General features: G+C 64.4%; 22 protein-coding genes. 11 read left to right on the forward strand and 11 right to left on the reverse strand.

Features of this window, described 5'->3' with window-relative positions; genetic code table 11:
- Positions 1 to 93 precede the first annotated feature (93 nt).
- The 7 genes from AC1Q7F_RS04065 to AC1Q7F_RS04095 form a co-directional block, all read right to left on the reverse strand.
- The gene (locus AC1Q7F_RS04065; protein WP_492504065.1) at positions 94 to 822 is read right to left on the reverse strand and encodes a lipoate--protein ligase family protein; all 729 of its coding nucleotides are present in this window, start codon (positions 820 to 822) and stop codon (positions 94 to 96) included.
- Positions 791 to 1,465 (reverse strand): 2-oxo acid dehydrogenase subunit E2, encoded by a 675-nt coding sequence (locus AC1Q7F_RS04070; RefSeq protein WP_492504067.1) that lies wholly within the window; start codon positions 1,463 to 1,465, stop codon positions 791 to 793. The genes AC1Q7F_RS04065 and AC1Q7F_RS04070 overlap by 32 nt, the downstream gene beginning before the upstream one ends.
- Positions 1,462 to 1,701 (reverse strand): lipoyl domain-containing protein, encoded by a 240-nt coding sequence (locus AC1Q7F_RS04075; RefSeq protein WP_492504069.1) that lies wholly within the window; start codon positions 1,699 to 1,701, stop codon positions 1,462 to 1,464. Before AC1Q7F_RS04075 ends, AC1Q7F_RS04070 begins: the two co-directional genes overlap by 4 nt.
- Complete coding sequence (locus AC1Q7F_RS04080) at positions 1,698 to 2,714, reverse strand: alpha-ketoacid dehydrogenase subunit beta (RefSeq protein ID WP_492504071.1); 1,017 nt, start codon at positions 2,712 to 2,714, stop codon at positions 1,698 to 1,700. Before AC1Q7F_RS04080 ends, AC1Q7F_RS04075 begins: the two co-directional genes overlap by 4 nt.
- The gene (locus tag AC1Q7F_RS04085) at positions 2,714 to 3,718 is read right to left on the reverse strand and encodes a thiamine pyrophosphate-dependent dehydrogenase E1 component subunit alpha (protein ID WP_492504073.1); all 1,005 of its coding nucleotides are present in this window, start codon (positions 3,716 to 3,718) and stop codon (positions 2,714 to 2,716) included. The genes AC1Q7F_RS04080 and AC1Q7F_RS04085 overlap by 1 nt, the downstream gene beginning before the upstream one ends.
- Positions 3,715 to 4,482: an SDR family NAD(P)-dependent oxidoreductase gene (locus AC1Q7F_RS04090; protein WP_492504075.1), complete on the reverse strand. Its 768-nt coding sequence runs from the start codon at positions 4,480 to 4,482 to the stop codon at positions 3,715 to 3,717. The genes AC1Q7F_RS04085 and AC1Q7F_RS04090 overlap by 4 nt, the downstream gene beginning before the upstream one ends.
- 189 nt (positions 4,483 to 4,671) lie before the next feature.
- Positions 4,672 to 5,640 (reverse strand): helix-turn-helix domain-containing protein, encoded by a 969-nt coding sequence (locus tag AC1Q7F_RS04095; protein WP_492504077.1) that lies wholly within the window; start codon positions 5,638 to 5,640, stop codon positions 4,672 to 4,674.
- A gap of 262 nt (positions 5,641 to 5,902) precedes the next feature.
- Between AC1Q7F_RS04095 and AC1Q7F_RS04100 the strand changes: the two genes are divergently transcribed.
- Both AC1Q7F_RS04100 and AC1Q7F_RS04105 read left to right on the forward strand, forming a co-directional pair.
- On the forward strand, positions 5,903 to 8,110 hold the full coding sequence (locus AC1Q7F_RS04100; RefSeq protein WP_492504079.1) for a TonB-dependent receptor: 2,208 nt from the start codon (positions 5,903 to 5,905) through the stop codon (positions 8,108 to 8,110).
- Positions 8,111 to 8,126: 16 nt separating this feature from the next.
- Entirely contained in the window at positions 8,127 to 8,534 is a 408-nt protein-coding gene (locus AC1Q7F_RS04105; protein WP_492504081.1) for a 2,4'-dihydroxyacetophenone dioxygenase family protein, read from the forward strand.
- 86 nt (positions 8,535 to 8,620) lie between these two features.
- Here the strand turns inward: AC1Q7F_RS04105 and AC1Q7F_RS04110 are convergent, their stop codons facing one another.
- Positions 8,621 to 9,301, reverse strand: coding sequence for a TetR/AcrR family transcriptional regulator (locus AC1Q7F_RS04110; protein ID WP_492504083.1), 681 nt, complete (start codon positions 9,299 to 9,301; stop codon positions 8,621 to 8,623).
- A gap of 104 nt (positions 9,302 to 9,405) precedes the next feature.
- Here AC1Q7F_RS04110 and AC1Q7F_RS04115 point away from each other — a divergent pair, with 104 nt between their 5' ends.
- From AC1Q7F_RS04115 to AC1Q7F_RS04130, 4 genes are all read left to right on the forward strand, one after another.
- Positions 9,406 to 10,602, forward strand: coding sequence for an acyl-CoA dehydrogenase family protein (locus AC1Q7F_RS04115; RefSeq protein WP_492504085.1), 1,197 nt, complete (start codon positions 9,406 to 9,408; stop codon positions 10,600 to 10,602).
- Positions 10,599 to 11,624 carry a phosphotransferase family protein gene (locus tag AC1Q7F_RS04120; RefSeq protein ID WP_492504087.1) on the forward strand — a complete coding sequence of 342 codons (1,026 nt, stop codon included), beginning with the start codon at positions 10,599 to 10,601 and terminating at the stop codon, positions 11,622 to 11,624. The genes AC1Q7F_RS04115 and AC1Q7F_RS04120 overlap by 4 nt, the downstream gene beginning before the upstream one ends.
- A complete protein-coding gene (locus AC1Q7F_RS04125) occupies positions 11,621 to 11,962 on the forward strand; it encodes a DUF6285 domain-containing protein (protein WP_492504089.1) in 342 nt (113 codons plus the stop codon). The genes AC1Q7F_RS04120 and AC1Q7F_RS04125 overlap by 4 nt, the downstream gene beginning before the upstream one ends.
- Before the next feature lie 114 nt (positions 11,963 to 12,076).
- The gene (locus AC1Q7F_RS04130) at positions 12,077 to 13,402 is read left to right on the forward strand and encodes an aromatic ring-hydroxylating oxygenase subunit alpha (protein ID WP_492504091.1); all 1,326 of its coding nucleotides are present in this window, start codon (positions 12,077 to 12,079) and stop codon (positions 13,400 to 13,402) included.
- Between the two features lie 9 nt (positions 13,403 to 13,411).
- Here AC1Q7F_RS04130 and AC1Q7F_RS04135 read toward each other — a convergent pair whose 3' ends face one another.
- Together AC1Q7F_RS04135 and AC1Q7F_RS04140 are read right to left on the reverse strand one after the other, a co-directional pair.
- A complete protein-coding gene (locus AC1Q7F_RS04135) occupies positions 13,412 to 14,077 on the reverse strand; it encodes a TetR/AcrR family transcriptional regulator (RefSeq protein ID WP_492504093.1) in 666 nt (221 codons plus the stop codon).
- Between the two features lie 183 nt (positions 14,078 to 14,260).
- On the reverse strand, positions 14,261 to 14,575 hold the full coding sequence (locus AC1Q7F_RS04140) for a 2Fe-2S iron-sulfur cluster-binding protein (RefSeq protein ID WP_492504095.1): 315 nt from the start codon (positions 14,573 to 14,575) through the stop codon (positions 14,261 to 14,263).
- Positions 14,576 to 14,677: 102 nt separating this feature from the next.
- Between AC1Q7F_RS04140 and AC1Q7F_RS04145 the strand changes: the two genes are divergently transcribed.
- The 3 genes from AC1Q7F_RS04145 (at position 14,678) to AC1Q7F_RS04155 (ending at position 16,809) form a co-directional block, all read left to right on the forward strand.
- On the forward strand, positions 14,678 to 15,487 hold the full coding sequence (locus AC1Q7F_RS04145) for an enoyl-CoA hydratase/isomerase family protein (RefSeq protein WP_492504097.1): 810 nt from the start codon (positions 14,678 to 14,680) through the stop codon (positions 15,485 to 15,487).
- A 108-nt stretch (positions 15,488 to 15,595) separates the two neighbouring features.
- Positions 15,596 to 16,009 (forward strand): nuclear transport factor 2 family protein, encoded by a 414-nt coding sequence (locus tag AC1Q7F_RS04150; RefSeq protein ID WP_492504099.1) that lies wholly within the window; start codon positions 15,596 to 15,598, stop codon positions 16,007 to 16,009.
- 11 nt (positions 16,010 to 16,020) lie between these two features.
- The gene (locus AC1Q7F_RS04155; protein WP_492504101.1) at positions 16,021 to 16,809 is read left to right on the forward strand and encodes an SDR family oxidoreductase; all 789 of its coding nucleotides are present in this window, start codon (positions 16,021 to 16,023) and stop codon (positions 16,807 to 16,809) included.
- Here AC1Q7F_RS04155 and AC1Q7F_RS04160 read toward each other — a convergent pair.
- Positions 16,806 to 17,576, reverse strand: a complete 771-nt coding sequence (locus tag AC1Q7F_RS04160; RefSeq protein WP_492504103.1) for a TetR/AcrR family transcriptional regulator — start codon at positions 17,574 to 17,576, stop codon at positions 16,806 to 16,808. The two genes, AC1Q7F_RS04155 and AC1Q7F_RS04160, sit on opposite strands and share 4 nt — an antisense overlap.
- Before the next feature lie 312 nt (positions 17,577 to 17,888).
- Here AC1Q7F_RS04160 and AC1Q7F_RS04165 point away from each other — a divergent pair, with 312 nt between their 5' ends.
- Together AC1Q7F_RS04165 and AC1Q7F_RS04170 are read left to right on the forward strand one after the other, a co-directional pair.
- The gene (locus AC1Q7F_RS04165; protein WP_492504105.1) at positions 17,889 to 18,857 is read left to right on the forward strand and encodes a thiamine pyrophosphate-dependent dehydrogenase E1 component subunit alpha; all 969 of its coding nucleotides are present in this window, start codon (positions 17,889 to 17,891) and stop codon (positions 18,855 to 18,857) included.
- A 15-nt stretch (positions 18,858 to 18,872) separates the two neighbouring features.
- On the forward strand, positions 18,873 to 19,886 hold the full coding sequence (locus AC1Q7F_RS04170) for an alpha-ketoacid dehydrogenase subunit beta (protein WP_492504107.1): 1,014 nt from the start codon (positions 18,873 to 18,875) through the stop codon (positions 19,884 to 19,886).
- Positions 19,887 to 19,894: the final 8 nt, after the last annotated feature.

A 19,894-nucleotide genomic window follows, 5' to 3' on the forward strand; every position in this document is an offset into this window, starting at 1 on the left:
GGCGATGTCGGCAATGGACATGGCCGGATCTTCCATTGCGGCAGATGGCCGGTGGCAGGGTAGTTGATCAGGCCGGCCTGGGGAATGGCGGCCTTAAGCCGGACAGTGGGAAATGTGTGCGCCGTTCACCCTGCGCCCGGCCTCCGCCAGACTGGTATGCGCTTCGGCGCGATAATCTGCATCTCGCTGCAGGCAACGTTCGAAGCCGGCAATCGTCTCCAGATCCTCCTCCTGCAAGCCCAGCGACAGGCTGGCATGGAGCAGGAAGCCCTTCAGGTCCTGCGCCGGTCGGATCAGTCCGGCCGTTCCCGCCAGTTTGCGGCCATCATGCACCAGATTATACCTGCCATCGCAATGGGCCCCTGGCACGGGTGACAGTTCGGCCGCTACACCCAGGTCAGCCAGGGTCTCTATGAGAGGGCCGGTCAACCGCTCGTATCCCTCCTTGATACCTGCGCTGTCCCCTGCCACCACCACCCAGGCAAGGCTGATATTGAGGATATGGGGACCGTGGATAACGGCGCTGCCGCCCGATGCCCGCAGCGCCACGGGTAACGGGCAGTCCAGCACGGCGTCACGGAATCCGGCCAAGCGTGACCAGTGGCGCGGCACCACCAGGCAATGGCGGTTCTGCCAGCAGCGCCATTGCAGGCTGGGCCGTCCCTGCCCCATGACGCGGGCCAGCAGCGCCATGTCGCCATCCACCATCATCTGCACATCGCTGGCCGGCCGTTCCAGCCGGACAGCCCCGATGCGCATCGACAGGTTGCCCATGAACAGGGATGCCAGATCAGACAGCCGCGTCGAACCGCTCAACAGCATGGCAAAGCGCCTCCAGGAACTGACCACAAGGATAGCCATCCAGCAGCCGGTGGTCGGCCGTCAGCGACAGGCCCAGGCGCTGGGCTACGCGCACCCCACCATCGCCGTCGGGCAGCAGCACGGGATCGACACGGCCCAGGCCCAGCAGCGCCACCTGCGGCCGGTTCAGGATGGGGGTGAAGAAACGCACGCGCGTCGTGCCCAGGTTGGACAGCGTGAAACTGCCGCCCTTCATCTGCGACACGGCGAGTTTTCCCGCATTGGCGCGGGCCACCAGATCGGCGCGGGCAACGCCGATCTCCGCAAGGGTCATGGACGAGGCCCCCCGCAGCACGGGCGTCATCAGACCGCCCGGTGTAGTGATGGCGATGGACAGGTCCAGCACCGGGGAGGGCGTGAACAATCCATCCTCCAGCGTGCCATTGAAGGCGGGGAAGGCCGCCAGCACGCCGGCCAGGGCGTGGATGACGCAATCCTCCACGCTGATCTTCAGGCCCTGCGCCTTCCATGCCTGACGTCGGGCCAGCAGGGGGGCGATGTCGGCCTCGGCATGGTAGGTCAGTTGGGCGGAATGCTGCAGGCTGTCCATCATGCGCGCCGCGATGACGCCGCGCACGCCCTTCAAGGGAATGGGCGCGCTCATCCCGTCACCGACCCGATGCGCTGGCCCAGCGCCACCTCCGCCTCGGCCGGAACCTCGATGGACAATCGGCCGGTGGCGGGGGCCGTGATCTCGAAACTGACCTTTTCATTCATCAGTTCGGCCACCACCGCCCCCTCGGTGACGGTGTCGCCATCCTCGAACAGCCAGGTGGAAATGACGCCGGGACTGTCATCATCCCACAGCGTGGCGGGGATCAGGATCGGGGTCTGACTCATGACAATATCTCTCGTGCGGCGGCCAGGGCCTTGTCCGCGTTGGGCAGGACGTGATGTTCCAGGGCGGGGGAGAAGGGCACGGGGATGTCGGGATAGGCCAGCCGGCGTGGCGCGGCCTTCAGCGCGATCCCGGCCTCTACGACACTGGCGATCGCCTCGGCCGACACGCCGTAGCTCTGATAATCATCATCGATGACCAGCAGACGGCCCGTCTTGGCCACCGACCGGCGGACGGTCTCGCGATCCAGGGGGGCGATGGTGCGCAGGTCGATCACCTCGGCCGACACGCCGTCCTTTTCCAGCGCCCTGGCGACCTCCAGCGCATGATGGACGGTGACGCCCAGCCCGACCAGGGTGATGTCGCTCCCCTCGCGCACCAGCGCCGCCTTGCCGATGGGGATTTCATACTCCTCCTCCGGCACGCGGGTGATGGAACCGGGGACGGTGCCCAGCCAGCCCATGCCCTGCAACGCCTTGTGATACATGAAGATCACGGGGTTGGGGTCGCGGATGGCGGCCAGCATCAAGCCCTTGGCGTCATAGGCGGTCGACGGCACCACCACCTTCAGCCCCGGCAGATGCCCGAAGGTGGCGTAAAGGCACTGCGAATGCTGCCCCCCATCGCCATAGCCACCGCCGACCGACGTCATTAGCACCATCGGGCAGGACACGCGTCCGCCGCTGAAATAGCTCTGCTTGGCGGCCAGATTATAAATGGCATCCATACAGACGCCGAAAAAATCCACGAACATCAGCTCGACCACGGGTTTCAACCCGGCCGCCGCCATGCCCACGGCGGCCCCGATGAAGCCCGTCTCCGAAATGGGCGTGTCGCGCACCCGCTCGGCTCCGAACCGGTCCAGCAGGCCGGCCGTATTACCGAACACCCCGCCCAGCCGGCCGATATCCTCGCCCATCACCAGCACGTCGGGATCGCGCTCCATCTCCTGGCCGATGGCCTCGGCCATGGCCTTGGCGATGGTCAGTTTGCGCATTGTCTGGGTCGCCTGCATCACACGGCCCTTTCCACGAAGACCTGAAGGAAAGCCTGCTCCGGCCCCGGCAGCGCCGAGGCACGAGCATGGGCGAAGGCGGCATCCACCGCCCCTCTGGCGGCCTGTTCCAGCGCGTCCATTTCGCCGGGCTCGAACCCGTCGGCCAGCAGTCGCTGCCGGTAGGCTTGGATCGGGTCCTGCTCACGCAGCCGCGCCACCTCGCCCGGCGGACGGTAGCCTTCCGCATCGCCCATGAAATGGCCCTCCAGCCGGGTCGTCTCGATCTCGATCAGGCTGGGGCCACCCCCGGCCCTGGCCCGCGCGATGGCTTCACCCGCCGCCGCATGCACAAGGTCGGGATCGTTGCCGGGCACATATATGCCGGGCATGCCATAGGCCACGGCACGGTCGGCGTTCCTGGCCACGGCGGTGCATTCGGCCTTGGGCACGGAGATGCCGTAGCGGTTATCCTCGATCACGAAGACCACCGGCGCCTTCCAGATGGCGGCGAGGTTCAACGCCTCGTGGAAGGCCCCCTGATTGGCGGCCCCGTCACCCAGAAAGGCGACGGCCACATCGTCGCGTCCGCGCAGCTTGGCCGCCATGGCCGCCCCCACCGCCGGGCCCAGTCCCTGGGCAATGATGCCGGAGCAGCAGAAATTCACCGCCGGGTCGAACAGGTGCATATGCCCGCCGCGCCCGCCGGACAGGCCCGTCTCCTTGCCGAAGATCTCCGCCGCCATGGCGTCCAGGTCCACGCCCTTGGCGATGGCGACATGGTGCGGCCGGTGGGTGGCCGTGACGGTATCGGTGGGGCGCAGGTGGGCGCAGACACCGACGGCGCATGGCTCCTGCCCATCGGACAGATGCATTTCGCCGGGAATGGGGCCCTTGGCCATGTTGAACAGGGGCTTCTTGCCCTCCAGATAGGCCGGCTTGATCAGATCCTCGAAATGCCGGCTTTTCACCATCTGCTCATACATCCAGAGCCGGTGATGGCGGTTGCTGCCCGTGTCGTTCATCGCGCGACCCATCCGCCATCAATGATCAGTTCAATGCCGGTGACAAAACCGGCCTCGTCCGACGCCAGATAGACGGCCCCCATGGCGATGTCGCGCGGGCTGCCCACCTTGTTCATGGGGCACATGGCGCCGACGTCCTTCCAGGGATCGTCGCGGTTCAGCAGCCCCTGCTTCGTCCAGCCTTCCACCGCCTCTTCCAGCATCGGCGTGCGGATGCAGCCGGGATGGATGGAATTGACCCGGATGGGCTGGCCATGCGCCGCGAATTCAATGGCCAGGCTCTTGGTCAGGTGGCGCACAGCCCCCTTCGACGTGTTATAGGCCGACTGGTCGGGATAGCCCACGATGCCGGCAATGGAGGAGATGTTGATGATCGACGCCGGTGAAGAGGCCGACCCGGTGGTCGCCATCAGGCCCTGCAGCGTGCGGCAGCCCAGGAACACGCCATCGACATTGACCGCCATAACGTGGCGCCAGTCATCCAGCGACAGTTCCGACAGCGGCCGCACCAGCTCCACCCCGGCATTGTTGACCAGGATGTCCAGCCGCCCGTCACGCTCCCGGATCAGCCGCTCCGCCGCCTGCCAGTGATCCTCCCGGCGCACGTCCAGGCGCAGGGTGCGGTCGTCGCCGCCATCGGGTTCGCCCAGATCGCCGCCATAGACGGTAGCACCCGCCTCGCGGAACGCGGCGGCGATGCCGGCCCCGATCCCGCGCGCGGCCCCGGTGACCAGCGCCACCTTGCCTTCCAATCGCCTTGCCATGGGTTCCATCCCCTCCCCTGTTTCGTTATGGGGATGATGGACGGGATGGCGTCTCCGGGCTTGTCGGGCAGGGGCGGATAGTTTGTCAGGCAGGGAACAGGGGAGCGGCTTACTGCGCTATCCACCGTCACCCCGGTGCAGGCCGGGGTGACGGTGGGGAAAGCGGCAATGATGGCGCCCCCAGTTCTCCTACCCCCGCCCCTCCCGTGCCTGCTGCCGGAACTCCCGTGGGGTGGTGCCGAAGGCGGCGCGGAAAGAGCGGCTGAACTGGGAAGCGTCGGCAAAGCCGTTCTTCATGGCGATCTGGGTCAGCGACAGCCCATCACAGCCGACGGCGGCCAGATCCTCCCGACAGCGTAGCAGGCGCCGCTGCTTGATCCATTCCGACACGGTCATCTCCGTCGCCTCGAACAGGCGATGCAGGTAGCGCGGGGAAAAGCGGAAGGAGGCAGCGATGGATTGCGGCCCCAGGTCCGGATCGCCGACATGGGCGTTGATATAATCCTGCACCCGCGCCAGCAAGGCGCGCTGGAAGGCCGATCCGTTCAGCCGTTCCAGTTCCGGGCGGAAGGCGATGGCCGCCAGTTCCACCGTGGCGCGCAGCATGGCGGGCCGGTCGGTGGGATCGATATTGTCGATGGACCGGTGCAACTGGCGCAGATGGGCCAGCAGCACCGCCCCCACCCCGCTATCGCCCCGTACCTGCAACCCGCACATATCCTCGATACAGGGCAGCGCCGACAGGGCCTGCTGGCGCGGGATCAGCAGGGAAAACTGGTGCTGCACCTGCTTGGCCGCGAAATAGGCCGGGCGGGTACTGTCCCAGAGCGAGATGCTGCCGGCCCCAAGTTCACTCTGGTTGCGCCCCTGTTCCAGCAGGGTGCGGCCCTGCTCCAGGAACAGCAGGCAGAAATATGCGGCCTCAGACTTGCGGATATCGTCGGCCCGACGCCAGCCGGACAAGGGATCGGCCACGACATGGGTGAAGACGAATTCATCCACGGGCCGGCGCCGCACCTCGGCGCTGTAATTATCGCCCCGGTCGACATGCAGGTCCCAATGGAAATGAGTGCGGTCCAGCACGTCCTGGAAGCCCCGGAACCGGCGCGCAACAGGCATGGACTGGGATGACCAGTTCTCGATCTCGGCCAACGACATGTATCCTCCCACGGATTGATCTTGTTTTTGGCCCGATCCGTTCGGGTAGCGCATAGTAAACCGCAATCCCCATCCTGACGAGCAGCCGCATACGGGGCGATGCGCGCAAGAACAAAAGAACTGTCGCTGCCGCGCAAATCGGGCCGGCGAACGCGCTCTGACGCATGAGTTCTGACGCTCAGCGCAAAGTCACGCCGCGGCCGGCGGGATAGTTTCCGACCATCGCAGAAGAACGCCCGATCAAAGGGACAAGGGAGGAAACATGGGTTTCAGGAAGGGAGCGCCGGCGGCGCTGGCCCTGTCATTGCTGACCGGCACGGCACTGACGGTACCGGCGGTCGCACAGGAGGCGATCGAAGAGATCGTGGTCATGGCCCAGCGCCGGGCCCAGAACCTGCAGGAGGTGCCGGTTTCCGTCACCGCCATGGGTGGGGAGCAGCTGCAGGAAAGCGGCCTGTCCAACAGCCTGGCCATCGGCGACGTGGTGCCGAACCTGGAGATCAAGACCTTTGGCGGCGTGCCGAACATCTTCATCCGCGGCGTCGGCAATAACGACTTCAACTCCTCCTCCGTGGGCCCGGTCAGCATCTATCGCGACGACGTGCCCGTGGCCTCGACCGGCAGCCAGATCTTCTCGCTGTTCGACCTGGACCGGGTGGAGGTGCTGCGCGGGCCGCAGGGGACGCTGTTCGGCAAGAACACCACGGGCGGCGCCATCGTCTATATCTCCAAGCTGCCGGACGAGAAGCAGGAGGGCTATTTCCGCCTGGGCTATGGCCGCTTCAATCTGTTCGAGGTGGAAGGTGCGGCTTCCATGCCGCTGGCCGATGGGTTGTCGGCGCGCGTATCGGGGACCTTGCGCCGGCGCGACGGGGAACGGGTCAATCTCCAAACCGGGGACCGCGCCATCGATGTCGATGAAGGGGCGGTGCGCGCCATCCTGCGCTACCACCCGGACGGCGATCATGACGTGGATATCCGTCTGGCCGCCGGCACGGGCCGCGACCGCAGCGATTACCTGCAGCCCAAACCCGACGGGCAGATCAATGGCGCCGACCTGTTCGGCTATACCGACCCGGCCCCGGACGATGTCAAGATCCTGAATTTCAACGCCGACAGCCGCAATTACTCCGACAATGACTGGGTGTCGCTGACGGCGTCCTTCGGGCTGACGGACACGCTCTCGCTGAAATCCATCACCGGCTATGACAAGGGCAATGTCGATAACCGCGTCGATGTGGATGGCGGGCCCAAGCGCATCGACCAGATCAAGTTCCTGACCGATACGGAGCAGAAGTCACAGGAACTGCAGTTCGCCTATAATGGCGACGGTATCCAGGGCCTGCTGGGCGCCTTCTATTTCGACGAGGATTTCACCTCCCATTCCGAGGCCGATCTGGTGGGGGAACTGAGTTTCGCCCAGGGGGCCGTGCCGCTGATCACCAATGCCAGCCGCAACAACAAGAGCTATGCCATCTTCGGGCAGGCGACGGTCAATCTGGCCGACGATCTGCGCCTGACCGGCGGTGCCCGCTATACCTGGGACAAGGTCGATGCCACGCATGAGGGGCTGCTGATCCCCGGCTTCTTCGATGCCGACATTCCCGACGGCGCTCCCATCGCCCTGGTGCCCTATGCCGCCATGGGCGACACGTTCAAAGCGTCCTCCTGGCGGCTGGCCGCCGATTACGACCTGACCAAGGACGTCATGGCCTATGGCTCCGTCACGCGCGGCTTCAAGTCGGGCAATTTCAATATCGGCATCATCACCAGCGTGGCCGAACGGACCAAGGTCGATCCGGAATTCCTGACGGCTTACGAGGTCGGCCTGAAAAGCACGCTGCTGGACCGCCGCCTGCGCGCCAACATCGCCGCCTTCCTCTATGATTACAGCGACCTGCAGGTCCTGTCGGTGAACCAGCAGGGCAGCGGCGTGCCCACCCTGGGCTTGGACAATGCCGCCGATGCCCGCATCAAAGGGATCGAGGTGGAACTGACGGCCATCCCCACCGACGGGCTGGATCTGGGCCTGAATCTGGGCCTGCTGGATGCGCAGTATCGCAACTACACCTCCGGTGCCATCGACCCGGCCACGGGCCGGCCGCGCGACTTCTCCGGCAACAAGCTGCCGGGAGCGCCGAAATTCACGCTGTCCAGCTTCGCGCAATATCAGGTGCCGCTGAACGACAGCTACAGTGCCGCGTTCAGGGCCGAATACAACTACACGGCCAAGAAATATTACAACAACGCCCAGGACGATCTGGTCAGCAGCCGGGGCGGCCATGGTCTGCTGAACCTGCGCCTGGCCTTGTCGGCCCCCGAAGCCGATTGGGAACTGGCCGTCTGGGGCCGCAACGTCACCGACAAGGCCTACATCGTCGACGCCACCGACCTGCGCGATTTCGGGTTGATCCCGCTGTATTACGGCGAGCGGGCGACCTGGGGCGTCGAATACACCCAACGTTTCTGATCAAAGGGAGGGACAGATGTCCACCGATGAAAGCCTGATCCCGGCCGAAGAAAAGCCCTGGGTGCCCTTGGCCGAGGGGATCGATTTCCGCCTGCTGTTCACCAGTGCGGAGACGGGCCGCTGGACCGTGATGCTGCGCTGCCAGCCCGGCAGTTCCTTCGGCCGTCATAAGCATTACGGGGCCGGCGAATATTTCGTGGTCAAGGGCCGCATGGAATATCGCATGGGGGTGGCGCTGGCCGGCACCTGGGGGTACGAACCCCTGGACACGATCCATGAATGCACGACCTTCCCCGAATATACCGAACTGCTGTTCACCAACCACGGCCCGGTGATGTTTATTGAGGAGGATGGGACCATCCTGTCGGCCCTGGATGGCAGCTTGGTGAAGGCTCTTCATGACCAAGCCAATCCTACCGTCTGATCCAGAAGCACCCACCCCATCGGTCATTGCCGGATGGGGTGGGTCACCGGTGGCACACGCCAGCGCAGCGGCACGCCGCCTGCAACTCAGCGCAGCATGGCCCCCACCATCTCTGCCAGCACCGCGACGAAGGCGTCGGGCTCGACCCCGCGTTTACGGTATTTGGATCGTTTGACGTACCAATCCTGCAGCATCGGCTTGACCAGGGCCGCCGCCATGGTCGCATCCTGAGGCCGGAAGGTGCCGGCGGCAATGCCATCCGTGATGACATCCCGCAACAGGCTCTCGGTCCACAGCTCGCTTTCAACCGCCATATCGCGGCCCTGTTTACTGAAGGCCTTGGCCTCCATGAAGGCAAAGACGAACCAGGGCCCCATCGTTTCCGTCAGATAGACATGCCGCGCGATCAGCGCGCGCAGACGCGATGTCGGGTCGCCGGTGGTGACATCCGGGGTGGTCAGGATGTGCTGGACGGCATCCACCACCTGCCCCAGGATCATCAGCAGCAGGGTGTCCTTGCTGTCGAAATAGCTGTAAAGCGCCCCCATCGACAGACCGGACTGTTCGGAAAGATCGCGCAGCGACATGGAGTGGAAGCCCTTGCGGTTGGCCACCGTCAGGGTCGTGTCAATGATGCGCGCCAGATTGGCGACGGCCGTGTCCGCCTTGCGCACCCGGATCGTCGCCTGATGCCGGTCCAGGATGCGCCGGCACAGCGCCTCCATCGACAGATCGAATTCCTGCTGGAACGTCCGGTAACTGTCCATACCTCCCCCCACCTCGTCCCCCTCGCATAGCATGAACAGCCATTGCCCGCGAAGTTGAAACGGGATATAGAGCGAGCGCTCGCTCGCTTTTGAAAGGCTGGGTCATGGATTTTGTGCTGCCGCCCGCGCTGGAGGATTATCGCCGCCGCATCCGGGATTTTGTCGACGCCGAAATCCTGCCGGTGGAGGCGGACCGCACCAATTGGGATGAGCATGACAATATCGCGGAAGGCCCGCTGGAGGCTCTGCGCGCCAAGGCCAAGGCGGCGGGCCTGTGGACCTTGCAGCTTCCGCGCGACGCTGGCGGCCAGGGCCTGCCCTTCATCGGCATTGCTGCCTGCTATGAGGAAATGAACCGGTCGATCTTCGGCCCGGTCTGTTTCAATGCCGCCGCCCCCGACGATGGCAATATGCGGCTGCTGAACCAGGTGGGGACCGAGGCGCAGAAGCGCCGCTGGCTGGACCCGATTGTGGAAGGCACGGTACGGTCGGCCTTCGCCATGACCGAGCCGCATCCGGGCGGCGGGTCCGATCCGTCGATGATGCGCACCCGAGCGGAACGCAAGGACGGGCGCTGGGTCATCCATGGCCATAAATGGTTCATTACCGGGGCCGGCGTCGCCCAGCATTTCATCCTGATGGCCCGCACCTCCGACGATCCGCGCAAGGGGTTGACGGCCTTTCTGTTCGACCGGGATCAGCCCGGTTGGCGCATCGAACGCCGCATTCCCATCATGGGGCCGGAGGAACATGGCGGGCATTGCGAACTGATATTCGACGGGCTGGAAGTGGCCGACGAAAATGTGCTGATGAATGTCGGCGACGGGCTGAAGGCCACGCAGATCCGCCTGGGCCCTGCGCGCCTGACCCATTGCATGCGCTGGACCGGTCTGGCCAAGCGCTGCATGGAGATTGCCGGCGACTATGTGAAGGAACGCCACAGCTTTGGGATGCCACTGGCCGAGCATGAGGGGGTGCAGTGGATGCTGGGCGAAACGGCCATGCAGATCGAAATTTCCCGCCTGCTGACCATGCGGGCCGCTGCCGAGCTGGACCGGGGTCATTTCGCCCGCAAGGAAGTGTCCATGGCCAAGGTGCAGGTGGCCGATACCCTGTCGCGCGCCGTCGATACCGCCATCCAGCTTTGCGGCGCCCGCGGCTATTCCTGCGACACTGTTCTGGAATGGATCTACCGCTATGCCCGCCAGTCGCGGCTGGTCGATGGCGCGTCGGAGGTTCACAAGATGGTGCTGAGCCGATCCTACCTGCAGGAAGGGGACGGGTTCTGGGGGTGGGCGTGACGGGCCCCCTATCCCTGGCGCACGTGTCGGCCCTGTCGGTCTGGCTGACAACACAGGCGGGGGCGGCGGCCGTCACGCTGGATGGCGTGCGTCGCCTGTCGGGTGGGGCGATTTCCGTCAATCTGGCCATGGACCTGATGATCGAGGGCGGGCCATTGGCCGGCTGCCATGCGGTGGTCTTCCGGTCCGGATCACCCAGCGGCGTGTCGGCCAGCCTGTCCAAGGCGCAGGAGGCCGCCGTGCTGCGCGCCGCCTTTGCGGCGGGGGTGACGGCACCAGAACCGCTATTCGTGGAAGGCAGCGGCGATTTGCTGGGCACGCCCTTTTACATCATGCGCCGGGCCACGGGCGTGGCGGCGGGTCACCGGCTGGTGAAATCCCCACCCTCCCCCGCCCTGGCGCAGGATCTGGGCCGGCAATTGGGGCGGCTGCATGCCATCCGTCCCGGTGCGCCGGGGCTGGATTTCCTGCCCCTGCCTCGGCTTGGCATCATCGATGATTGTTTGACCGCTTATCGGAAATGGCTGGGGGATGTGGCGGGGAGTGACCCGGTGCTGGCCTATGGGCTGCGCTGGCTTGACCGGCGGTGGCCGGTGACGGGGGATCTGGTCCTGTCGCACCGCGATTACCGCACCGGCAACTATATGGTCGATGGGGGGCGGCTGACGGCCATCATCGACTGGGAGTTTGCCGGCTGGTCCGACGCGATGGAGGATATTGGCTGGTTCTGTGCCGCCTGCTGGCGCTTCGGCCGGCAGGAGCAGGAAGCCGGCGGTATCGGTGACCGGGCCGATTTCTACGCCGGCTATGAACAGGCATCGGGCCGTCCCATCGACCATCGGGCCGTGGGCTGGTGGGAAGTGATGGCCCATCTGCGCTGGGCCGCAATCGCGGTGCAACAAGCCATGCGGCATGTGTCAGGGGCCGAACCCTCTCTAGAACTGGCACTGACCGGGCGCATGCTGCCGGAGATCACGCATGACATGCTGCGCCAGATCGACCGGATGGAAGGTGGCGCATGATCCCCGAATTGCCCGATGCCGAAAACCTGCTGGAAACCGCGCTGAACAGCCTTCGGTCCGACCTGTTGCCGCATCTGCCCGACCAGGCCCGCTATACCGGGCTGATGGTGGCCAATGCCCTGTCTATCGCCCTGCGCGACCTGCGGGCCGATGCCGCGCGGGCCGACATTGCGGCCGCCGTCACAGGCCTGACCGGCCAGGATGACGCGCCCACCCTGTGCGCCGCCATCGCTGCTGGTGATTTCGATGCGCCCGACCGGGAGGCGGCGCTGCGTAAGGCTCTGCTCACGATCATCTGTGCCCGGCTGTCGATCAACAATCCGAAAGCCCTGGGCTGATTGCTCTTGCCGCCCGTTGACGGCGGGCTCGCACGGCCATACAATGAATAATGACTCATCAATCATAAAATAAGCGGCGACAGGCCGCCGATTGAACAGCGGAGGATGCAACCCATGTCCGTGATCAACAGCCAACTGCCCCGTTCCGCCGTCGAACCCTCCCCGCCCCCAATGACGCTGCGCGGCGACCCGATCACCGGCAGCCGCTATACCAGCCGGGATTTCATGGCGCTGGAATGGGAGCGGATGTGGACCCGTGTCTGGCATATCGGGGGCTGGGCGGCGGACCTGCCGGAGCCGGGCGATTACATCACCCACGAGATCGGCCGTGAAAGCATCCTGATGGTGCGGCAGGAGGATGGGTCCGTCGCCGCCTTCTACAATGTCTGTCCGCACCGGGGTAACCGGCTGGTGCATGGCGATCTGGGCCATGCCAAGATTTTCACCTGTTCGTATCATTCCTGGCAGTTCGACCGGACCGGCACCACCTGTCGCGTCCAGGATCCGGATGACTTTCCGCAGGGAAACCCCTGCGGCAAGGTGCGTCTATCGGCCATCCAATGCGAGGTCTGGGGCGGCTTCGTCTGGTTCAACATGGACCCTGACGCCCCGCCGCTGCGTCAGTTCCTGGACCCTGTGGCACCGCAGTTCGATAAATACAGCATGGATCGCCAGGTCCGCGTCCTGTACCTGACGGCGGAAGTGAACTGCAACTGGAAGATCATCCACGATAATTTCAACGAGAGCTATCATCTGCCGACGCTGCATCCCGAACTGGCGACCTTTATCGAGGATGCCTACCAGGACACGCTGTTCGACCTCTATCCGTCTGGCCATAACCGGATGCGGATGAAGGGCGGAATGCCGTCACTTCGCGCACAGAGCGTCACGGATGTGGCGCAGCCGCTGGACGATATTCTGCGCGCCTGGGATCTGGACCCGGCCAGCTTCCATGGCCATGCCCGTGATGCCCGTGCTGCCCTGCAGGAACAGAAGCGCCGTTTGGGCAAGGAACGCGGCTTTGCCCATTATGACTTGTTGGATGATGATCAACTGACCGATTATCACCACTATACCCTGTTCCCCAATATCTCTCTGACCATGAGTGCGGATGGGTTCCAGTTGCTGCGGCCGCAGCCGCATCCGACCGATCCGGAGAAATGCATCTTCGACCATTGGTTCATGGTCCCCGCCGTGCCGGGACAGACAGAGGCCATGACCCCCGTCAGCCCCCGCCCCCTGGCCGAGGCTGAGCATGAGATGTTCAAGCATGGCGACCAGACCCTGGGCTTCGTGGCCGATCAGGACCTGTCGATTGCCGTGGGACAGCAACTGGGCCTGCGCTCCCGCGGGTTCAAGGATGCCTATCTGACCGGACAGGAGGCGCGGGTGCGCCGGTTCCACGAGATGATCAATGATTATATCGAGGGGCGGCGGTGACGCCCCGGTTCACACCTCCGCCGTCGCCTTGGCACGGCGGCGGGGGGCGGGCTTAGGGGCCGGTTCACAGGCGGGTGACGCCTCCGGCACCGCCAGCGCGGAGGGCAGGGGGCCGGCCTTCAGGCCGTTGGCGACAAAGCACAGATACGTATCCAGCATCTCCGGCGACAGGGGCCGGATCTTGCCATCCTGGGCGCAGAACCGCATCAGCAGATAGGAGCGGGCACCCATCAGCATGCTGGCCACCTGTTCCAGCTCAGTATCGCTGTAGAGCGGCGGCTCCTGATCCTTCAGGCTTCGGCGCAGTGATCGGACATAGCGTTCGACCAGCATGTCGATATGCGCCCGAAAAGCGGTAGGGGCGAACAGCTCCGCCTCCATCATCAGCCGGTACATATAAGGGTTCGCCACCAGATAGGCGAAATTCGCCTCCAGCCCCCGCCGTTCCACCTCCAGCAGGGAGGTGGCGTTGCGCACCGCATCGCTGATCTTGTCCAGCATGCGGGCGCCCAACGTGGGCAGCAGCAGGTCGAACAGTTCCTGCTGCGACTTGAAATGCAGATAAAAGGTGCCGTGCGCCACCTTGGCCTTGGCGGTGACCCGCGCGATTGAACAGCCGGAATAGCCGTAACGCCCCACGACCTTCGCCGCCGCCTCGATCAGGGTCAGGCGCATGGCTTCGTTCTTTTCCACCTTTTCGGCAGACGGCTTCCGTTTCCGGCCCTGTGCGCTTGCCCCCACCGCTGACACTCCCTGCCCCTTAATCGCCACCGGACGAATACCGGCCCCTGCTGATCTGCCTGTGATGATAGCAACGGAAGGGGCGATGGTTCAACCAGGGGCGGCCATGGTGCCCGCTCAATCATCCGGGGCAACCACAATGGACAGTCCGTTCAGCCCCGGCCCCACCGGGATCTGGCAGGCCAGCCTGGATTGCGGCAGAACATCGGGCAGGTCGGCCAGCAATGCCGCCTCATCGGCACTGACCGGCGGCAATTGTCCGGGGATCGGTTTCTGGACATGGATGTGGCAGGTACCACAGGCCATGTTGCCCCCGCAAATGCCCTCCACCGACAGGCCGGCATCGCGCAGCGCGACCATCAGACTGTCCCCGTCTGGGGCGTCAATGCTGTGTTGGGTCCCGTCGCGGTCGGTCACCTGGATCAGGGTCATGGCGCTTCCTTTATTGACTTATGATTCATTGATCATAATTAATATGACCAACAGCATCGTCAAGCATCGTTTGGCGTCAACGGACCGTCAGGGGGGCAGAGAATGTCGGCAGTAGAAATAGTCGGCGTCGAACGGCGCGGGTTGGTGGCACATGTCACCTTCAACCGCCCCGATGCGCTGAACGCCCTGGACATGGCGCTGGCCCGCGCGCTGGACCGGGCCCTGGCCGGACTGGAGGCGGATACCGGGGTAAGGGCCATCATCCTGACCGGTGCGGGTCGCGCCTTCATGGCAGGCGGCGATGTGCGGGAATTCGCCCAGACCCTGGACGGAACCGCCGCCGAACGCCGGCACTATTTCAACCGCCTGATCGACCATGCCCATGGCGCGGTCCAGCGCATCTGGCGCATGCCCAAGCCCGTCATCGCCGCCATCAACGGGCCCGTCGCCGGCTTCGGCATCGGGCTGGCGGCGGCCTGCGATTTCTCCATCGCGGCGGAGAATGCCGGCTTTTCGCTGGCCTATTGCCATCTGGGGGCCACGCCGGACGGCGGCGCCACCATGATCCTGCCCCATCTGTGCGGGCTGAAGCGGGCCAGCGAATTGGTGATGCTGGGCGACCGGTTCAGCGCCGCCGACGCCCTGTCGCTGGGGATCGTCAATCAGGTGGTGGCGGCCGACGCCCTGTCCGCCACGGTGGACGGTTTGTCACAACGTTTGGCCGCCGGTCCGCTGGGTGCGCATGCCGCCGCCAAGGCCCTGCTGCGCGGACCCTTGACCGCCGGCTTCATGGCCCAGCTTCTGGCCGAAAAGGACCAGTTCGCGGCCCGCGCCGACAGTGCGGAGTTCGCGGAGGGCCTGCGCGCGTTCCTGGCCAAGCAACGCCCCGATTTCGTGGGGTGCAATGCTTGACAAGCATCCGCCCATCACACATTCTGACTGCTGGATCATTAATCAGCAATGATACCATGACGGTCGGGTGAACCGACCCTGTGATCCATCACCAATCGGGAGGAAGAGATGCCGTTCACGGGACCGGTGGAAGACCGCCTTGCCATTCGTGAGTTGAACGAAACCTACGCAGACGCTGTCAATCAGCACAATGCCGACGACTGGGCCTCCACCTGGGCAGACGATAGTTTCTGGTGCCTGCCGCATGTGCCTGGCATGGAGAAACTGTCGGGCAAGCAGACCATTGTCGATGCCTGGGTGGCCGCGATGAAGCATTATCCCGACATCGTGTTCCTGGTGCTGCCCGGCTCCATCGTGGTAGCGGGCGATCAGGCCACGGCCCGCATGTATACGGCCGAATCCTATACCGATGCCGAGGGCGTGGCGCGGCGCACCCATGGCCAGTATGACGATATCCTGGTGAAGATCGACGGGCGCTGGGCCTTCAAATCCCGCACCTTCTCTGTCCGTTATTGGGTCTGAGGAGAGGCATCATGGGACGTCTTGAGGGCAAGGGCGCCATTGTTGTCGGTGCTGCCAACCGGGACAATATGGGCCAGGTGATCGCCCGCCGCTTCGCCGCGGAGGGGGCGACAGTGGTGGTGGCGGGGCGAAGGCGGGATGAGTTGCAACGGCTGGCCGATGAGATCGGCGGCCATGCTGCGACCTGCGACATTACCGACCGTGCGCAGGTCTTCGCGCTGACCGATTTCGCCAAGGAAAAGCTGGGCCATGTCGATATCGCCCTGAACGCCACCGGCTGGGGCCTGCTGAAACCCTTCCTGGAAACCACCGAGGAAGAATTCGACCAGATGAGCGCGCTGCAGTTCAAGGGGCCGTTCATGTTCTATCAGGCGGTGATCGGTGCCATGGAGCGGGGCGGATCGATCATCCAGATCAGTTCCGCCACCGCCACCATCATGCTGAACGACCATGCCGCCTATATGGGCGCCAAGGCCGGGACCGATCATATCATCCGCGTCGTGGCCCATGAATTCGGGCAACGTGGCATCCGCGCCAATTCCATCTCCCCCGGCCTGACCGCCACGCCAATGACAGCGGGCCATATGGCCATCCCCGGCCTGACGGAGGCTTTCCTGCCGGAATATCCGCTGGGCCGCATCGGCACGTCCGACGATATCGCCGCTGCCGCCGTCTGGCTGGCATCGGACGAATGCTTCATGACGGGGGAGAATTTGCAGGTGAATGGCGGCCTGACCTTGCGCCGCAACCCGACAAAGGAGGAGATGGCGGCATCAATTGCGCGGGCGACGGGGGGTTAATCGCCCCCCTGCCCTGCCACCGTGCGCTTGCGGCGCGGCGCCAGCGGGACGACATCACCCGTTGGTGCCGCTTTCGCCGCTTCTGCAAATTCCTGCTTCACGCCAAGCCCTTCGGCGACAAACCGCAGATAGGTTTGTGTCAGTTCCGGCGTCAGCGGTTTCAGACTGTTGCCCTGAACGCAGAAGCGGGTCAGCAGATAGTAACGCGCGCCCAGCAGCATGGAGATGACGGCGTCCAACTGCTCTTCGCTGAAGGCCGGCTGGCTCTGTGCCGCCATCGAGCGGCGCAGCGACTTCTTATAGGGCTTGGCCAGTTCTTCAAAATATTGGCGATAGGCGAGGGGGGCGTAAAGTTCCGCCTCTGACGTCACGCGGTGCAGATAGGGATGCTGGACCAGATAATCGAAATTGGCGATCAATCCCCGCTGCTCCAGTTCGATCAGGCTTTTGCTGTCGCGCACGGCCTTGCCGATCACCTCCAGCATCTCCGCCCCCAAGGACGGCAACAGCTGATCGAACAGATCCTGTTGCGATTTGAAATGCAGATAGAAGGTGCCGTGCGCCACCTTGGCCCGTGCGGCGACGCGCGCAATAGAACAACCGGCGTAACCGTATTTGCCGATGACGCGAGCCGCCGCATTCAGCAGACGGGTGCGCGTCTCCTCGTTCTTCTGTTGCTGCGCCTCCGATCGGCGACGGCGGGTGGGCGGGGCGTCGCCCTCCGTCCGGTCATCGGCGGCGGCGGCTTTCGGCTTCCTGGGCGGCACGGGATCACCCTGTTTGGTGCAAAGGGACGGGAAAGGCAGAAGATTGATTGATGACTCTATAGTCATTTTGTCACATTCCGGCGCCCGCCGCAATCCGCGCATTCAGCCCCTTCAATTTCCCCAGATCCAGCGGAACGGCCGTTGACGGACCGGCAACCCGACGCTATATTGACTAATGAATCAAAAATCAATGTCGGGAGGATGGGGCCCTGCCCCACGGCTGCTTCGAGACCCGGAACCGCCATGGCGCACGACGCCAGGGCCAACCGCTGCAGCCCGGATGTGACCACCCGACAGCACAGGGAGATTTCCATGCAGATCAGCCGCGAGCAGATGCTGCGGGCCTACCGCCAGATGGTGACGATCCGGGAGTTTGAGGAACGGATCCATGTCGATATCCAGCGCGGCGGCATCGCCGGCTTCACCCACCTTTATGCCGGGCAGGAAGCCGTAGCCGTCGGGGTGTGTGAACATCTGACCGAAAAGGACAAGATCATCAGCACCCATCGCGGTCACGGTCATTGCATCGCCAAGGGCTGTGACGTCATCGGCATGATGAAGGAAATCTATGGCCGACGGGACGGGCTGTGCAAGGGCAAGGGCGGTTCCATGCATATTGCCGACCTGGACAAGGGCATGCTGGGGGCCAATGGCATTGTCGGGGGCGGCCCGCCCATCGCGGTGGGGGCAGCCATCACGGCCAAGGTGCTGAAGACGGGTGGTGTTGCCGTGTCGTTCAGTGGCGACGGCGCCAGCAACCAGGGCACGGTGTTCGAGGCCATGAATATGGCTGTGGTGCTGAAGGTGCCGAAAATCTTCGTGCTGGAGAATAACGGCTATAGCGAGCATACGGGCTTCAGCTATGCCGTCGGCAGCAAGGATATGGTCCGCCGCACCGAAGGCTTCGGCATGCCGGTGTTCAAGGCCGATGGCTTTGATTTCTTCTCCGTCTATGAGGCGATGCGGCAAGCGACGGAACTGTCGCGCAATGGCGGCGGCCCCTGCGCCATCTATGCCGAATGCACCCGCTTCTTCGGCCATTTCGAGGGCGACCCGCAATTGTACCGCGCCAAGGATGAGGTGGCGCGGCTGCGGGCGGAAAATGACAGCCTGAAAATCTTCCGCCAGCGCGTGACGGAGGCCAATCTGCTGCCGGGCAGCGATCTGGATCAGGTGGAAGCCGAGGTGCGCGACCTGATCGACCGCGCCGTGCGCGAGGCGGTGGCAGCCCCGGCCCCCACCGAAGCCGATGTCCTGACCGATGTCTATATCAGCTATTGAGCGGGAGCCTGACCCATGCCCAAGATTTCCATGCGCCAGGCGATCAATGACGCCCTGCATCTTGAAATGGAACGCGACCCCCGCGTCATCGTGCTGGGGGAGGATGTGTCCGGCGGGGCCGGCGGCACTTCCGGCGAGCGGGAAGCCGCTGGCGGCGTGTTCGGCCTGACGAAGGGGCTGCTGCCCCGGTTTGGCGAAGACCGGGTGATCGACACGCCGATTTCCGAAAGCTGCATCGTCGGGGCCGCTAATGGGGCCGCCCTGACCGGCCTGCGTCCGGTGGCGGAGATCATGTTCGCCGACTTTGTCGGCGTCTGTCTGGACCAGTTGCTGAACCAGGCGGCCAAGTTCCGCTATATGTTCGGCGGCAAGGCTCGTACCCCGCTGGTCATCCGCATGACCTGCGGCGGTGGCATGAACGCGGCGGCCCAGCATTCGCAGACCATCTATCCGATCCTGACCGGCATTCCGGGGCTGAAGGTGGTGGTGCCGTCCAACGCCTATGACGCCAAGGGCCTGCTGCTGACCGCCATCCGCGATGATGATCCGGTCATCTTCTTCGAGCATAAGTCGCTCTATATGGACGAATGCGAGGTGCCGGACGGGGATTACACCATCCCGTTTGGCGAAGCGGCGATGGTGCGCGAAGGCGAGCATGTCACCGTCGTGGCCCTGGCCCGCATGGTGCCGCTGGCCATCGGCGTGGTGGACCGGCTGGCGGCGGAGGGGATCAGTTGCGACCTGATCGACCCGCGCACCACCAGTCCGCTGGATGAGGAAACCATCTTGGAAAGCGTGCGGGCGACAGGCCGGCTGGTGGTAGTGGATGAAAGCCCGCCGCGCTGTTCCGTTGCCGCCGATATCGCCGCCATGGTGGCGGAAAAGGCCTTCCACCATCTGAAGGCCCCGATCATCCAGGTGACGGCCCCGCACACACCGGTGCCCTTCGCGCGGGAACTGGAAGCCGCCTATCTGCCCTCGCCGGAGAAGATCGAAGCCGGCATCCGCAAAGTGCTTGGCAGCAATTGACAAAGGGG

The organism is Niveispirillum sp. GW835-FHT14G11 (assembly GCF_058793615.1).

Bases quoted from the DNA above. Each gene is read 5' to 3' on its own strand.
- AC1Q7F_RS04065 (WP_492504065.1), bottom strand. From the start codon at position 822: ATGCTGTTGAGCGGTTCGACGCGGCTGTCTGATCTGGCATCCCTGTTC.
- AC1Q7F_RS04070 (WP_492504067.1), bottom strand. From the start codon at position 1,465: ATGAGCGCGCCCATTCCCTTGAAGGGCGTGCGCGGCGTCATCGCGGCG.
- AC1Q7F_RS04075 (WP_492504069.1), bottom strand. From the start codon at position 1,701: ATGAGTCAGACCCCGATCCTGATCCCCGCCACGCTGTGGGATGATGAC.
- AC1Q7F_RS04080 (WP_492504071.1), bottom strand. From the start codon at position 2,714: ATGCAGGCGACCCAGACAATGCGCAAACTGACCATCGCCAAGGCCATG.
- AC1Q7F_RS04085 (WP_492504073.1), bottom strand. From the start codon at position 3,718: ATGAACGACACGGGCAGCAACCGCCATCACCGGCTCTGGATGTATGAG.
- AC1Q7F_RS04090 (WP_492504075.1), bottom strand. From the start codon at position 4,482: ATGGCAAGGCGATTGGAAGGCAAGGTGGCGCTGGTCACCGGGGCCGCG.
- AC1Q7F_RS04095 (WP_492504077.1), bottom strand. From the start codon at position 5,640: ATGTCGTTGGCCGAGATCGAGAACTGGTCATCCCAGTCCATGCCTGTT.
- AC1Q7F_RS04100 (WP_492504079.1), top strand. From the start codon at position 5,903: ATGGGTTTCAGGAAGGGAGCGCCGGCGGCGCTGGCCCTGTCATTGCTG.
- AC1Q7F_RS04105 (WP_492504081.1), top strand. From the start codon at position 8,127: ATGTCCACCGATGAAAGCCTGATCCCGGCCGAAGAAAAGCCCTGGGTG.
- AC1Q7F_RS04110 (WP_492504083.1), bottom strand. From the start codon at position 9,301: ATGGACAGTTACCGGACGTTCCAGCAGGAATTCGATCTGTCGATGGAG.
- AC1Q7F_RS04115 (WP_492504085.1), top strand. From the start codon at position 9,406: ATGGATTTTGTGCTGCCGCCCGCGCTGGAGGATTATCGCCGCCGCATC.
- AC1Q7F_RS04125 (WP_492504089.1), top strand. From the start codon at position 11,621: ATGATCCCCGAATTGCCCGATGCCGAAAACCTGCTGGAAACCGCGCTG.
- AC1Q7F_RS04130 (WP_492504091.1), top strand. From the start codon at position 12,077: ATGTCCGTGATCAACAGCCAACTGCCCCGTTCCGCCGTCGAACCCTCC.
- AC1Q7F_RS04135 (WP_492504093.1), bottom strand. From the start codon at position 14,077: ATGCGCCTGACCCTGATCGAGGCGGCGGCGAAGGTCGTGGGGCGTTAC.
- AC1Q7F_RS04140 (WP_492504095.1), bottom strand. From the start codon at position 14,575: ATGACCCTGATCCAGGTGACCGACCGCGACGGGACCCAACACAGCATT.
- AC1Q7F_RS04145 (WP_492504097.1), top strand. From the start codon at position 14,678: ATGTCGGCAGTAGAAATAGTCGGCGTCGAACGGCGCGGGTTGGTGGCA.
- AC1Q7F_RS04150 (WP_492504099.1), top strand. From the start codon at position 15,596: ATGCCGTTCACGGGACCGGTGGAAGACCGCCTTGCCATTCGTGAGTTG.
- AC1Q7F_RS04155 (WP_492504101.1), top strand. From the start codon at position 16,021: ATGGGACGTCTTGAGGGCAAGGGCGCCATTGTTGTCGGTGCTGCCAAC.
- AC1Q7F_RS04165 (WP_492504105.1), top strand. From the start codon at position 17,889: ATGCAGATCAGCCGCGAGCAGATGCTGCGGGCCTACCGCCAGATGGTG.
- AC1Q7F_RS04170 (WP_492504107.1), top strand. From the start codon at position 18,873: ATGCCCAAGATTTCCATGCGCCAGGCGATCAATGACGCCCTGCATCTT.